The organism is Ruminococcus sp. XPD3002 (genome assembly GCA_900119535.1).
Taxonomy (GTDB): Bacteria; Bacillota; Clostridia; order Oscillospirales; family Ruminococcaceae; genus Ruminococcus; species Ruminococcus flavefaciens_H.
On the sequence record FPJT01000002.1, the window covers coordinates 329,308 to 344,122 of the forward strand.

Sequence of the window (14,815 nt, forward strand, 5' to 3'; positions counted from 1 at the left end):
TGATCGGCAGAACGAAGGGAGGAAGCATGATGCTCGTGTATCATGCAAAAAGTTATGGGAACGGAATTCTGGTGGTTTTATGATGTTATTGCTATTGCAGCAGTTCTGGTATGCATCTTTATTTCAGGTAAAAGTGGTGCGATAAAGTCGACGATAAACCTTCTTGGCTATTGTCTTGTACTTATCCTTTCATTTTCAATAAGCGGAGTTATCTCAAACGGCATTTACGAAGGCAATATAAGAGCTACAACGATCAGAAGAATAGAAAAGCATCTTTCTGATGACTGGCTTCCTGAAAAATCAAAGAATTATATCGATTCACTTGATTATATGGCTTCTCCTAAGGTTGAAAAGCTCAAGGATATTTTCTCCAAAGAGTGCGATTACGATGCTGAGATATATAAGTATCTTAATAATATCAATGCAGAGAAGGTCGATGAAGAAGCTGCTTTTACGGAAAAAATGGATGAGGGCTATGCTCTAATGATAAAAGAGCTTGTAGCTTCAGAGCTTAATACGTTCACAGCCGAATCGGCAGCTGAAAAGGTCAGAAAGGATAAAGAGGGATTCTACGAGCTTATCCCGCTGCTTCAGACGGAAGATAATCCTAAGCTTGCAGCTACAGCCCTGACTGATGATTATATAGCTCCTGCTTATACGAGCATACTGAGGCTCATAACATTTGTTATAATGTTTGTTATCCTTCTTGTAATATGGGTGCTTGCAGTAAGAGTATTCATGGGCAAGAAAGGGGAAGAAGGTGCGCTTTCAAATATAGTAGGAGGTGTCCTCGGTATAATCAAGGGCGGAATAATCGTATTTGTTATTGCAGCAATGGTACGCCTTTCTGTAATACTCGGCAACGATGAGATGCTTTTCTTCAATTTTGATGCTATAGATAAGACTATCATATTCAAACATCTTTATCAGATAGTACTTAAAATGTGACAAATTTCCATGATCCCGCATTATGCGGAGTTCGGCAGCATATGCTTCCGAAGACAACAATATATTTACAGGAGGTCATCGCCTGATGATAATGTGCAGCAATTGCAAAAAAAGACCTGCGGTAGTGTTTATCACTTCCGTTCAGGGAACAGATAAAAAGAACGAGGGACTTTGTCTTTCCTGTGCGAGAGACAGGAACATCCCACAGGTAAAGGAATATATGGATAAGCTCGGCATATCCAATGAGGAGCTGGATCAGCTCTCGGATACAATGATGGGTATGCTGGACGGAGATGCCTTTGAAATGGGCGGTTCGGGACTTATGCCCGATTTCCTTTCAAATATGTTCAACCTCGGCGGAAATGACAAGGATGAAAACAACGACGAGCCTATGGCTCCGCCTCCTCCGACTGAAAAACCGGAGAAAAGAAGTCTTTTCGGCTCCAAAAAAGACAAGAAACCGAGAGAGAGAGAACTCAAATTCCTTGGAAGCTATTGTACGAACCTTTCCAAAAAGGCTGCAAACGGTGAACTTGATAATATCATCGGCAGAGACAAAGAGATAGCAAGAGTAGTTCAGATACTCTCACGCCGTACAAAGAACAACCCCTGCCTTATAGGTGAACCGGGTGTAGGTAAGACTGCTATCGCAGAGGGCATCGCACAGAGAATAAACTCGGGCGATGTACCGTTCAACCTTACAGACAAGAAGGTTTATCTCCTTGACCTTACAGCTCTTGTTGCGGGAACTCAGTTCCGCGGACAGTTCGAGAGCCGTGTCAAGGGACTTGTGGACGAGGTAAAGCGTGAAGGAAACATCATCCTCTTTATCGACGAGGTACACAACCTTGTTGGCGCGGGAGATTCAGAGGGTTCCATGAACGCTGCTAATATCCTTAAGCCTGCCCTTTCCCGCGGAGAAGTACAGGTCATCGGTGCTACCACTTTCGGAGAGTACCGCAAATACATCGAGAAGGATTCAGCACTGGAGCGCCGTTTCCAGCCTGTGACCGTTTCCGAGCCGACAGTTGAGGAGACTGTAGACGTCCTTCTGGGAATAAAGAAATATTACGAGCAGTACCATAAGGTGCATATTTCCGATTACCTTATAAGACTCTGTGCAGTTCTTTCAGAGAGATATATCACAGACCGTTTCCTTCCCGATAAGGCGATAGACCTTCTGGACGAAGGATGCGCTCATGCATGCATACGCTCTCCCGAGATAGCCGAGTATGACAAACTGAAAAAAGAGATAAAGGTGATGGAGGAACTTGAGAAGACCATTTCTGAAGAATCCGAGCCCGATTATCAGGCTCTTGCAGAAGTAAAGGGCAAGCTCATCCATGCGAACGAGACTCTGAACGAGCTTAAGGAAAAAGCAGAGAACGTACAGGTAATGGAAGAGGATATCACAAAGGTTGTAGAGCTCTGGACGGGTATACCTGCAAGCAAGATAGCAGAGACCGAGTTCCTTAAGATAGCTAAGCTTGAAGAGGCGCTGAAGAAGCGTGTTCTCGGTCAGGACGAAGCTGTCGGAGTTCTCACCCGTGCGATAAAGCGTACAAGAGTTCAGCTGAACAAGCGCCGCAGACCTGCATCATTCATTTTCGTAGGACCTACAGGCGTTGGTAAGACAGAACTGGTAAAGGCTCTTGCAGAGGAACTGTTTGATTCTCCCGAGCCCCTTATCCGTCTTGATATGACCGAGTATATGGAGAAGCACTCCGTTGCACGTATGATAGGTTCGCCTCCGGGATATGTAGGATACGACGAGGCAGGTCAGCTTACCGAGAAGGTACGCCGCAGACCTTATTCCGTTATCCTCTTTGACGAGATAGAAAAGGCTCATCCCGATGTAATGAATATCCTTATGCAGATACTTGATGAGGGCAAGGTCGATGATGCTCACGGCAGAACAGTCAACTTCGAGAACACCATAATATGCATGACATCGAATGCAGGCTCAACAGACAAGAGCGTGGGAGTCGGCTTCAACCGTACAGAGAACGAGATATCAAAGGATAAGGCAATGAAGGGACTCCGCGAGTTCCTGCGTCCCGAGTTCATCAGCCGTATAGACGAGATAGTTGTGTTCAGCCAGCTCACTAAGGAGAATTTCGCAAGCATAGCTGCTCTTATGATAGACGAGATGAAAGAACCTCTTGCAGAGAAGAAGCTTGATATCACTTACGATCAGAAGGCACTTGATCTTATAGCTGAAAAGTCCTATGGCAAGCCATATGGTGCAAGAGATATCAGACGTGTTATCCGTCAGGACGTTGAGGATAAGGTGGCAGAGCTTATAATAAACCACGTTTCAGACATAAGCTGTATCGATATCACCGCAGAAGGTGACGAGATAAAAGTTACAGGCGTTAAAAAGGAGAGTTCGGAGGAATGAGATTCAGAGCTATCTTAGTTGCTGCGGCAATAGCAGCAGTGCTGCCATCAGCAGCTTGTTCATCGGGTAAAAGCGGACTGAGTGCAGATACTGCCAATCGTTCTTCGTCATCCTCAAAGGAGGATCACGATTATCCCCTTTCCGATGAAGCAATGAAAGCGAGATTCGCTTCTATAGACGAGGTCACAGAGGGACCTCTGCTGAAGCTGAGCGACGTTACGGCAGCACCGGGTGAGACCGCAAGAGTAACACTCAGCGTAAGCGGTGCAGCGAATAACTGGAGCGTATGCGGATTACACATAACCTATCCGGATGTTATTGAACCTGACATGCTCGATCCAGAGAACCATGAAGTAAAGTACACAAAGGGCGATGCATCAACGTATGCAACAGCGACCATATCCAAGACATGGGTGGATAATTATCCTCAGGAGCTTATCGACACTCACAAGGGATGCCTGTTCTTTACCGAGATATTCAACGGAAACAGCGGCGGAGACGGTGAAATAGTATCATTTGATTTCAAGATCCCTGAAAATGCCGAAAGCGGTACGGTCTATGATATAGGCATGTATTTCCTTGAAACTGATATGTTCATCAATACAGACAAGGACTACTCTTTTGAGAAGTATGCATTTGAGCATTTTTCGGGCGGAAGTATAACCGTCAAGTAATAACAGGAGGCGCAGCTTCCTTACATGTGCAAGTTACGGCGGGAGCATTTCTCGGAAGTGTTCCTGCCGTGTTGTTTTATCTGTAGGGCAATAAATTGTATTGATTTTTCAATTGATACCTGTTATAATTAATGTGTACTCAGTAACCGCCTTTGGGCGGTTACTGCCCCGAACTTTGTTCGGGGAGCGCAAATTCCCTGAAATATAAAGAATTTGCGTGTCACATTTCTTTATGTCAAGCTCATTTTGCCCGAAAGGGCAAAACAAAGTGCAAGAAAAACCTTTAATATCATTATTTTCTTGCACTTTGACAACTAAAAAATGGCTTTGGAAGCTATAATAAGCCATTTTTTAGTTGTTGAGCAGACATTAATCATAATGTGAAAATATATTCAGAGGAGTGCAAAACCATGGATCTTCAGCAGCTTCGTGACGGTATAGATGATATAGACAAAGAAATACTCAGACTTTTCATTCAGCGTATGGAGCTATGCAAGGGCGTAGCGGACTACAAAAAAGAACACAACATGCCTGTTTTTCAGGGCGGACGTGAAAAACAGGTCATCGACAGGATAAAGTCCCTCACAGGCGACAAGACACTCGAAGCAGGTACAGCCGCACTGTTCACAAATATAATGGACATCAGCAAGATACTTCAGAACCGTCAGCTTCTTTCGGGCGGCGAGCCGTATATATACACTACCCCTGATTTCAAAAACGCACAGAAGATAGGCTGTCAGGGTACTTCGGGAGCTAATTCCGAGACCGCTGCACGTATGATATTCGGCGATAAGAAGCCGATTTTCTATAAGACATTCGAGGACGTGTTCAAAGCAGTACAGTCAGGCGAGCTGGATTACGGAGTTCTTCCCGTACATAATTCCACCGCAGGCTCTGTTTCAAGCACATACGACCTGATGAACAAGTACAGCGTTTATATAGTACGTGAGACGATAGTTGAGATAAACCACTGCCTTGCAGCTAAGGCAGATATCACGGTCGACAGCGTGGAGAAGGTCTATTCTCATCCGCAGGCAATATCACAGTGCTGCGACTTCCTTACCGCAAACGGTCTTAAGACCGCAGAGTACGGCAATACTGCCACTGCTGCGGCAATGATAGCAGAGAGCGATCCCGAGGACAGGCTTGCTGCGATATGCTCCGTAGAGTGTGCAGAGCAGCTCGGTCTCAACATTATCGCAAGAGATATTGCGGACTGTTCGGTCAACCGCACACGTTTCGTATGTATATCCCGTGATATGCAGGTGGATTTCGAGTCCGATGCCATATCTGTTATGCTGACTATCCCACATACCGAAGGTAGTCTTTACCGACTTCTTACAAAGTTCTACATAAACGGCATGAATCTGCTCCGTATTGAGAGCAGACCTATCAGGGACGGAAGTTTCGATGCGGTATTCTACCTTGATTTCAGCGGACGTATCGACGATCCCAGCGTAAAAGCACTTATGAACGATCTGGTGGAGAATCTTGAATACTTCAGATTCCTCGGCACATACAAAAGCAAGTAACTATACCCCGGAGGTGATGTAATATGTCCCAAAGATTCAAAGAGCTTCTTGAAGAAAAAGAATTCGTATTCCTTGACGGCGGTATGGGTACTATGCTACAGTCGGCAGGCATTAGCACCGAGCATATCCCCGAGCTTCTCAACCTTACCGCTCCCGAAGCGGTTATGGATATACACAGGATGTACTCGGAAAGCGGAGCGGATATAGTTTACGCAAATACATTCGGTGCAAACCGCTATAAGCTTGAGGGAAGCGGCCATACAGTAGAGGAAGTTGTTGGCGCAGGAATAGCCAACGCACGTAAAGCCGTAGAGGGCAGATCGCTTGTGGCACTTGATATCGGTCCTATCGGTCAGCTTCTCGAGCCTGCGGGAACTCTTAAATTCGAGGAGGCTTACGATTGCTTTGCGGAGCTTGTCAGGGCAGGCAGTGAGGCGGATGTCATAGTTATAGAGACTATGACCGATCTTTACGAGGTCAAGGCTGCAATACTCGCCGCAAAGGAGAACTCTGACAAACCGATACTTGTTACGATGACCTTCGAGGAAAATATGCGAACCTTTACGGGCGTATCTCCCGAGTGTATGGTTGCTGTTGCTGAGGGCCTCGGCGTGGACGCACTTGGCGTTAACTGTTCCCTTGGTCCCGAGGAGCTCTATCCCGTACTGGATAAGCTGTGTTCTATAGCAACGCTTCCTGTTATTGCAAAACCAAATGCCGGACTGCCCGATCCTGTTACAAATACATTCAACGTAGGTGCTGAGGAGTTCGCCGAAAGCGCAGTCAAGCTTGCAGGTATAGGCGTTAAGATATTCGGAGGATGCTGCGGAATGACTCCCGATCATATACGTGCAGTAGCAGAGGCACTGAAGGGACTGAAGTACGCTCCGCAGGAGATACAGCGCAGGAGCGTGGTATGTTCTGCTGTAAATGCTGTGACCATCGATCAGCCGAGAGTTATCGGTGAACGTATCAACCCTACAGGCAAGAAGCGTTTCAAGGAAGCACTCCTTGCACATGACATCGACTACATTCTCGGTCAGGCTGTAGAGCAGATACACGCAGGTGCAGAGATACTCGATGTAAACGTAGGACTTCCCGGCATAGACGAAAAGGAAATGATGGTAACGGCGGTTAAAGCCGTTCAGGGAATCTGCGATACACCGCTTCAGCTTGATTCTACCATGCCCGAGGTTCTTGAAGCAGGTCTGAGAGTGTACAACGGCAAACCTATCGTCAATTCGGTAAACGGCGAGGACGAGTCGCTTGAAAAGATACTTCCTCTCGTAAAGAAATACGGTGCTGCAGTAGTAGGACTCACTCTTGACAAGGGCGGCATCCCAAAGACTGCCGAGGGACGTTTTGCGATCGCTGAGAAGATACTCTCCCGTGCCCTTGCACTCGGCATTCCCCGTGAGGACGTATTCATCGACTGCCTTACACTTACCGCTTCCGCCGAACAGGACGGCGTTATGGAAACTCTCAATGCGCTTCACCGTGTAAAGACAGAGCTCGGACTTCATACCGTTCTCGGCGTATCGAACATATCCTTCGGTCTGCCGAACCGTGAGACCATTACACGTACCTTCCTTACAATGGCACTTCACAGCGGACTGGACCTTCCTATTATCAACCCGAATGTGGATTCGATAATCGGTGCGGTAAGAGCTTACCGGCTTCTTGCAGGCATAGACAGGGATTCAGCCGAGTTCATAGCAGTTTATGCTCAGGACGGCAATACAGCTCCTAAGCCTGCCGCTCCCGAGAAGGGAACTCCCGACCTTATGTACGCAGTTGAGAACGGACTTAAAAACGATGCGGTCAAGGCGGCAGAGGAACTCCTTTATACCGTTGATGCTATGGAGATAATCAACAGCTACCTTATCCCTGCACTGGATTCCGCAGGCGAAAAGTTTGAAAAGGGAAAGATATTCCTTCCACAGCTGATACTTACAGCAGGTGCGGCACAGGGCTGCTTCGAGGTAATAAAGGATAAGCTTTCGCTGAATAATGCCGAGACTGTCTCAAAGGGCAAGGTAGTTCTTGCAACTGTAAAGGGAGATATCCACGATATCGGCAAGAACATAGTCAAGGTCCTTCTGGACAGCTACGGCTTCACAGTTATAGACCTCGGCAAGGACGTTGATCCCCGTGTGGTAGTCGATGCGGCTATTGAACACAAGGTCAGTCTTGTTGGACTTTCCGCACTTATGACAACTACTCTCGGCGCAATGGAGGAAACTATCGCACTTCTCAACAAGGAATACCCCGAATGTAAGACCGTTGTCGGAGGTGCAGTTCTCACGGCATCCTACGCAGAGCAGATACATGCTGATTTCTACGCAAAGGATGCTAAACAGACAGTAGATATAGCTTCAAAGATATATAATACCTGATACAGACTTTTCTCAGAACGATTTTCATGAATACAGCAATACCTTTACAATCATAAACATATCCGCCCTTTTACAGGAGGTGTCTTTTATGAATATGGATACAGGTACCGGTATAATCGTGGTGTTATTTATTGGACTGCTTCTGGCGATGATAGGTTCATCGGACAGCAAGCCCAAGAGTGACAAACCACAGAACGAAAAAGATCGTATCACTCTTGAAGCGCTCAGCGGAAAAACGCCTATTGAGGAAATTGCCGAACGTGAAGGAGTTACAGTTGACGAGATCAACGCATGGAAAGAGGAATTTATCAATAACGGGATACAATATTCCAAGAACCGCGATTATCTTGAACAGCAGCAGTTCCAGTATGAGCGGGATATAAAGTGGTTCGAGGAGACTTGTGAAAAGTTTATAGGCAGCGACTGGAAAGAGAAGACGGATTATGAAAACAGGAACAGATAAGGTGGTTTCGGAAAATGCTTAAGAAGATACTCAGCGGAGAGGCGTGTGCCGCATGCAGACTGTGCTGTATATTTGACAGGTACGATGCATGGGAGACTCCCGTATTCACCGACGAGATACGCAGAAGGATACAGGAAGCCTGTCCCGAAGCGGAGTTCGTTACAAAGGACGGCGGTTATATATTCAAGGTCGGTGAGATAGGCGAGGATCAGCTTTTCTCATGTCCTGCCCTGACCGAACACGGCTGTATGCTTGGGGACGATAAACCCTTTGATTGCAGGATATGGCCTTACAGGATAATGGAGGTAGGCGGACGCAGAGCTATTACTATCGCTTCTATCTGCGAGGAACTGTATAACCGTCCGCTTTCACAGCTGGTAGAGTTCCTTAAGGAAGGACTTGCCGACAGTATATTTGCCTATGCCGACGAGCACCCCGAGATAGTAAAACCGTATTACGAAGGATATCCCGTACTTATGTTTGAACGGAAAGAACTGTCAGATCCCGTCTGGGGTTATTGAGCAGACTATACACAATAAAAAGAGGAAGAACTGATCGGATAGTTCTTCCTCTTTTTTATATTCTGAATTGCTGATGTACTTTATTATTCGGCCTTATGCTGATCTATCATCATCCTTATAGTACCGTAAAGGTAAGGCTTCAGTGTCTTTATATCGCACGGATCATTGTAGAGTATGGATGAGTAGATAGTTGATGAAACAAGTTCGATTATCATATACAGCATGACCTCGGGATCCTTGAAGCGGTAAGGAGCTTCCGAGAGCATTTTCTGGTAAACGTCACCGAAATTGATGTCCTCATCCGATGAAGGGGAAGTAAGTGCGGATTTGAAGATTCCCCAGCTCAGGTTCTTGGAAATAAATGTGAGAAGGGACTGGTTCTCGTTGAGCTGGTCTATTATATTGTCGATTATACGGATGAGCTTTTCCTCGAAAGAAAGGGTATTGAATACAGGCTGAAGATCATTTACCGCATTTCTGAAAAGCAGGCTGGACTTATGAGCGATGAGTTTATTGCGTATATCATACTTATCCTTGAAATACAGATAGAAAGTACCCTTTGCAACGCCTGCCTTGCTAACTATATCCGAAATGGAAGTCTTGCTGAAGCCTTTGGTAGTGAAATATTCAAAAGCAGTTTTCAGCAGAGAAGATTCCTTCATCTGTTTATTGACATCTACCTTACCCATATTTATCCTCCTTGGCGTCAGAACCCTGCATTTTTGTTTTGTCCGAAAGGGCAAAATGAGCATGACATAAAGAAATGCTACGCGCAAATTCACTATTTTTGAAGAAATTTGCGCTTTCCGAACAAAGTTCGGGGCAACAGCCGCCTTCAGACGGTTATTGCGTACACATTAATTATACTTCAAAAAGGACAAAGTGTCAAGGAGGCAAAATTGACTATTAGTCATTAACTATTTTGGCGAGATGTTGTGCGTTCCTACAAAATTATGACCAATAGTCAGAAAAATACCGAAACGATATTGACTATCGGTCATTTTCAGAATATAATGTAAGTATAAAATAACTTGGAAAGGAATGATACTATGCTGAAGTTCGGTGAATTCATCGCCAGACACAGAGCGCTGATACTTGTTATCGGCATACTTCTTCTGTTTCCTGCCGCTATCGGATATATCAATACAAGGGTAAACTATGATATACTCTCATATCTTCCCGATGATATCGAGACCATGCAGGGACAGGAAATCCTTAAGGAGGAATTCGGTCAGGGAGGCTTCTCCTTCGTTATGACCGAGGGAATGACGGAAAAAGAAATAGCTGATACCGCCGATAAGATATCAAAGGTAGATCACGTTTCGGATGTTGTGTGCTACGAGAAACTCACAGACCTGAACGTACCGAAGGAGATACTTCCGCAGAAGGTCTACGACTTCTTCAACAAGGGTGACAATACCCTTATGGCAGTATTCTTCGATGATACCACTTCGGCAGATACTACTCTCAAGGCTATTGACGAGATGCGTGATATCACCGCAGAAAACTGCTTCATCAGCGGAATGTCCGCCATAACCGACGATATGAAGCACCTCTCGGACAGCGAATCGATAATATACGCAGTTATTGCAGTTATACTTACAAGTGCGGTACTCATCCTCACTATGGATTCGTTCCTGATACCTGTATTCTTCATGCTAAGCATAGGTATGGCGATAGTTTGGAACCTGGGAAGCAACTTCGTAATGGGTGAGATATCATTCATAACACAGGCGCTTGCGCTTGTGCTTCAGCTTGGCGTAACAATGGACTACTCAATATTCCTGTGGCACAGCTATAAGGAACAACAGTTATCCTACGCCGATAAAAATGAAGCTATGGCTCACGCTATAGCACAGACAGTTACATCAGTGGTCAGCAGTTCATTCACTACAGTTGCAGGCTTCCTTGCAATGTGCTTCATGACATTCACACTTGGACTGGACCTTGGAATCGTTATGGCAAAGGGCGTTATCTGCGGAGTTATCGCCTGTGTAACAGTTCTTCCTGCAATGATACTCATATTTGACAAAGCCATTGCAAAGACCTCTCACCGTGATATTTTACCGAGTTTTGAAAAAACTTCTTCTTTCATCGTAAAGCGTGCAGGTATATTCATAACAGCGGCACTCGTGCTGCTGATACCTGCGGCTTACGGTTACAACAACTACAGTGTTTACTACAAGTTGGACAGCACTCTTCCGAAGGAGCTTGACAGCGTTATTGCAAATACAAAGCTTGCCGAGGAATACAATATGAACAGCACACACATCCTGCTTGCGGATTCAGATATGGAGCGCAAAAAGACAAAGAAAATGCTTGCTGAACTGGAAAAGGTTGACGGAGTTCAGTTCACAATGGGATTTGATTCACTTGTAGGCTCTGCTATCCCCGATGAAGTCATACCCGAGGACGTAAAAAGCATACTCAAAGGTGACGAGTGGCAGCTGATACTCATCGGATCGGAATACGAGGTGGCTTCGGATGCAGTTAACGATCAGGTGACGGCACTTAACAGAGTTATAGAGAAATACGATCCCAAGGCAATGCTCATAGGTGAAGCACCTGCCACAAAGGACCTTATCGAGATAACGGACCGTGATTTCAAGATAGTCAGCATTCTTTCAATAGCCGCTATCTTCCTTATAATAGCATTCACATTCCGTTCAGTTTCGCTGCCTGTGATACTTGTATCGGTAATAGAGCTTGCGATCATGATAAATCTCGGCATATCCTATTATACCGACACAAAGCTCCCGTTCATTGCATCGGTCGTAATAGGTACCATACAGCTTGGAGCTACCGTGGACTACGCGATACTTATGACTACACGATACCGCACGGAAAGAGCTGACGGAAAGGACAAGAAAGAGGCGGTACAGACTGCACTTGGTGCATCTATCAGATCGATAATCACTTCTGCACTCGGTTTCTTTGCCGCAACTGTAGGAGTTGCAGTCTACTCCGAGATAGGAATGATATCTTCACTGTGTCTCCTGCTTTCAAGAGGTGCTTTGATATCAATGGTGGTAGTAATAGGAGTTCTCCCGTCGATGTTCATGCTGTTCGATAAACTGATATGCAAGACCAGCGCAGGCTTCGGTCAGGAGAAAAAGAGACATATATTCAGAACAGCTCACTGAAATGATAGAGAGTTTAACGATACGAACGAAAGGAAGTAATATATATGAAAAACTATAAACGCTTTATTGCAGGTGCAATTGCAGTTGCCATATCAGCAGGAGCAACAGGCTCAGTTGCTTATGCAAAGAACCTGAGTGCAAAGAATGCTCCTGCCGCTGAAAAGCAGGAAAGCGAGGCAGCCTCCGACAGTGAACGTGCTCCCGCAGAAGGCAGCTCTGCAAAGGATGAAACGGTATATGTACTCTGCAACAGCGATGCATCCGTAAAGAATGTCATAGTAAGCGACTGGCTGAAAAATACAGGCGCTTCCACTGAACTGAGCGACATATCTTCACTTGCCGACATAGTGAACGTAAAGGGCAATGAAAGCTTCTCGCAGACAGGAGAAAGCCTCGACTGGAAGGCAAAGGGCAGTGATATCTATTATAAGGGCACTACCGACAAACAGCCTCCCGTAACCGTAAAGATAAGCTATTTCCTGGACGGCAAGCCTGTTTCTCCGGAGGAACTGAAAGGCAGGAGCGGTCACGTTACAATACGCTGGGACTACACCAATACACAGAAGTCCGTAAAAGAGATAAACGGCGAAATGAAGGAGATATATGTACCATTCATGGCAGCGAGTGCCGCTGTGCTTGATACAGACCGTTTCCTCAATGTACAGGTTACAAACGGAAAAGTCATATCCGACGGCGAAAGACTCATCATAGCAGGTGCGGCATTTCCGGGACTTTCGGACAGCCTCGGACTTGAAGACACAAAGGAAATGTCAATAGATATCCCCGATTATATCGAAGTGTCCGCAGATGTTACCGACTTCAGAACTACTTCTTCCGTTACGGTAGTTTCCAACGAGATCTTTTCTGAGTTGAAGCTGGATGACAGCTTTGATTTCGGTGATCTTACGGATAAGCTTAAGGAACTGACAGAGGGCGCTGACAAACTGGAAAACGGTACAGCAGAGCTTTACAAAGGCATGAAGGAGCTTTCGTCGAAGTCAGGCAGTCTGACGGAGGGAGTTGATAAGCTGTACAACGGTTCAGATCAGCTTAAAAACGGCGCAAAGGAGTTAGCGGACGGCTCCGCAGAGCTTGCGAAAGGTGCAAAAACTCTTTCGGATTCCACAGCAGAGCTTTCAAACGGCGTAAAGGATGCAAAGGACGGCTCGAAACAGCTTACTGACGGTATCGGTTCGGCAAAAACAGGTGCTTCCGAGCTTTCAGACGGCGCTCAGAAGGTAAATGCAGGTGCTTCTTCACTGTCCGACGGCATAGACAGTGCAAAGGCAGGCTCCGATGAACTGGTAAACGGCTTCGCAAAGGTGAACGAGGGTACTTCTGCCCTGTCATCGGGCGCTGAGGCTCTGACTTCGGGAGTCGGCGCACTTGCTGACGGCGGTACTAAGGTAAGCGACGGCTCAAAGCAGCTCTCAGGCGGTATGGGTGAGCTTTCAAAGGGCGCATCGACTATCAGCAGTTCGGCAGCTGAACTTTCAGCAGGTATAACCTCCGCAAAGAACGGTGCGGACTCACTGACAGATGGCATTACCGCGGCGAAAAACGGTGCGGAACAGCTTGCGGCAGGTTCTGTTCAGCTTGAAGCAGGTTCGGAAAAGCTTGCTGAGGGACTTGGTCAGACAGGCGCTTCACTGGATGCGACAATTTCCGCAAATGAACAGGCACTTGCAGCTATGACTGCACTTTATCAGCAGTCACCTTCAGAGGAACTTGCAGCGGCAGTTGGCACATTACAGCAGACTATCGAGGCTCAGAAGCAGATATCGGCAGCTATGCAGGAGGGCGGTGAGCTGAACAACGGTGCGGCAGCTCTTAAATCAGGTGCAGCACAGCTCTCAGGCGGTCTGGGACAGCTTTCATCGGGACTTTCAGACGCTCAGAACGGTACAGCTGCATTACAGCAGGGCATGGCTTCTCTTGATGAGGGCGGCAAGGCACTGGCAGCAGGTGCAGGACAGCTTTCAGGCTCGTCGGAAACACTTGCAAAGGGTGCAGTATCACTTAGCGAAGGTGCTTCGGAACTGAACAAAGGCATTTCATCCCTTTCGCAGGGCAGTTCTGGACTGATAAGCGGTCTTGATGAGCTGATAAATGGTATAGGAAGGCTTTCGGAAGGTAATTTATCCCTTAATGCAGGTCTGGGACAGCTTTCGGCAGGTGCTTCGGAGCTGCAAATGGGCACAGCACAGCTTTCAGCAGGTTCACTTACGCTTACGGAAGGCATGACACAGCTTGACAGCGGTGCTTACGCACTGGACGGCGGACTTGCAAAGATACTTTCGGGCAGCGGTCAGTTATCGGGCGGTGCGAATACACTTTACCAGTCCATACAGAAGGCAAGCAGCGGTGCAGGAAGTCTCAGCAGCGGTGCGAACGAACTGTACAGCGGTATCGGCGCACTGAAAAGCAATACACCTGCACTTATAGAGGGAATCGGCAAGCTTGAAAGCGGTGCAAAGGAACTGAACGAGGGCATGATAAAATTCAACGACGAGGGAATAAGCAAGATATCAGGCGCAGCGGACGAACTGCTTCCCGAGCTTAAGGAGCGGTTTGCTGCACTTCGTGAGGCATCGCAGGAATACGATACATTCTCGGGCAAGGCTGAAGATATGGACGGAAGTGTCAAGTTCATATACATGATAGACGGAATAGAATAAAGCAGAAGGGGACAGCTTAATGCTGTCCCTTCAGTCTGTCAAAAAAGTATGGATTCATC

General features: G+C 46.5%; 10 protein-coding genes. 9 read left to right on the top strand and 1 reads right to left on the bottom strand.

Going from position 1 to position 14,815, the window contains the following annotated elements; translation table 11 throughout:
- Window positions 1-42: 42 nt before the first annotated feature.
- The 7 genes from BT127_RS02925 to BT127_RS02955 all read left to right on the top strand — a co-directional run bounded on the left by BT127_RS02925 (window position 43) and on the right by BT127_RS02955 (window position 8,935).
- Window positions 43-948, top strand: a complete 906-nt coding sequence (locus tag BT127_RS02925) for a hypothetical protein (RefSeq protein WP_139275366.1) — start codon at window positions 43-45, stop codon at window positions 946-948.
- 85 nt (window positions 949-1,033) lie between these two features.
- Complete coding sequence (locus BT127_RS02930) at window positions 1,034-3,349, top strand: ATP-dependent Clp protease ATP-binding subunit (RefSeq protein ID WP_175541903.1); 2,316 nt, start codon at window positions 1,034-1,036, stop codon at window positions 3,347-3,349.
- On the top strand, window positions 3,346-4,023 hold the full coding sequence (locus BT127_RS02935; RefSeq protein ID WP_075423524.1) for a cohesin domain-containing protein: 678 nt from the start codon (window positions 3,346-3,348) through the stop codon (window positions 4,021-4,023). Before BT127_RS02930 ends, BT127_RS02935 begins: the two co-directional genes overlap by 4 nt.
- A 410-nt stretch (window positions 4,024-4,433) precedes the next feature.
- Window positions 4,434-5,555: a chorismate mutase gene (locus BT127_RS02940; protein WP_075423525.1), complete on the top strand. Its 1,122-nt coding sequence runs from the start codon at window positions 4,434-4,436 to the stop codon at window positions 5,553-5,555.
- A 23-nt stretch (window positions 5,556-5,578) separates the two neighbouring features.
- Window positions 5,579-7,951: a homocysteine S-methyltransferase family protein gene (locus tag BT127_RS02945; RefSeq protein WP_075423526.1), complete on the top strand. Its 2,373-nt coding sequence runs from the start codon at window positions 5,579-5,581 to the stop codon at window positions 7,949-7,951.
- An 88-nt stretch (window positions 7,952-8,039) separates the two neighbouring features.
- A complete protein-coding gene (locus tag BT127_RS02950; protein WP_075423527.1) occupies window positions 8,040-8,414 on the top strand; it encodes a hypothetical protein in 375 nt (124 codons plus the stop codon).
- 14 nt (window positions 8,415-8,428) lie between these two features.
- Complete coding sequence (locus BT127_RS02955) at window positions 8,429-8,935, top strand: YkgJ family cysteine cluster protein (protein WP_075423528.1); 507 nt, start codon at window positions 8,429-8,431, stop codon at window positions 8,933-8,935.
- A gap of 83 nt (window positions 8,936-9,018) precedes the next feature.
- On the opposite strand, the gene BT127_RS02960 is transcribed toward BT127_RS02955, so the two are convergent.
- The gene (locus BT127_RS02960) at window positions 9,019-9,624 is read right to left on the bottom strand and encodes a TetR/AcrR family transcriptional regulator (protein WP_075423529.1); all 606 of its coding nucleotides are present in this window, start codon (window positions 9,622-9,624) and stop codon (window positions 9,019-9,021) included.
- 360 nt (window positions 9,625-9,984) lie between these two features.
- On the opposite strand from BT127_RS02960, the gene BT127_RS02965 reads away from it, so the two are divergent.
- Together BT127_RS02965 and BT127_RS02970 are read left to right on the top strand one after the other, a co-directional pair.
- Complete coding sequence (locus tag BT127_RS02965; RefSeq protein ID WP_075423530.1) at window positions 9,985-12,078, top strand: efflux RND transporter permease subunit; 2,094 nt, start codon at window positions 9,985-9,987, stop codon at window positions 12,076-12,078.
- A gap of 44 nt (window positions 12,079-12,122) precedes the next feature.
- Window positions 12,123-14,756 (top strand): phage tail family protein, encoded by a 2,634-nt coding sequence (locus tag BT127_RS02970; RefSeq protein WP_075423531.1) that lies wholly within the window; start codon window positions 12,123-12,125, stop codon window positions 14,754-14,756.
- The last annotated feature ends 59 nt before the right edge of the window (window positions 14,757-14,815 follow it).

Coding starts and splice junctions, on each gene's coding strand:
- BT127_RS02935 (WP_075423524.1), top strand. CDS start 3,346: ATGAGATTCAGAGCTATCTTAGTTGCTGCGGCAATAGCAGCAGTGCTG.
- BT127_RS02965 (WP_075423530.1), top strand. CDS start 9,985: ATGCTGAAGTTCGGTGAATTCATCGCCAGACACAGAGCGCTGATACTT.
- BT127_RS02925 (WP_139275366.1), top strand. CDS start 43: ATGCAAAAAGTTATGGGAACGGAATTCTGGTGGTTTTATGATGTTATT.
- BT127_RS02945 (WP_075423526.1), top strand. CDS start 5,579: ATGTCCCAAAGATTCAAAGAGCTTCTTGAAGAAAAAGAATTCGTATTC.
- BT127_RS02960 (WP_075423529.1), bottom strand. CDS start 9,624: ATGGGTAAGGTAGATGTCAATAAACAGATGAAGGAATCTTCTCTGCTG.
- BT127_RS02955 (WP_075423528.1), top strand. CDS start 8,429: ATGCTTAAGAAGATACTCAGCGGAGAGGCGTGTGCCGCATGCAGACTG.
- BT127_RS02930 (WP_175541903.1), top strand. CDS start 1,034: ATGATAATGTGCAGCAATTGCAAAAAAAGACCTGCGGTAGTGTTTATC.
- BT127_RS02970 (WP_075423531.1), top strand. CDS start 12,123: ATGAAAAACTATAAACGCTTTATTGCAGGTGCAATTGCAGTTGCCATA.
- BT127_RS02950 (WP_075423527.1), top strand. CDS start 8,040: ATGAATATGGATACAGGTACCGGTATAATCGTGGTGTTATTTATTGGA.
- BT127_RS02940 (WP_075423525.1), top strand. CDS start 4,434: ATGGATCTTCAGCAGCTTCGTGACGGTATAGATGATATAGACAAAGAA.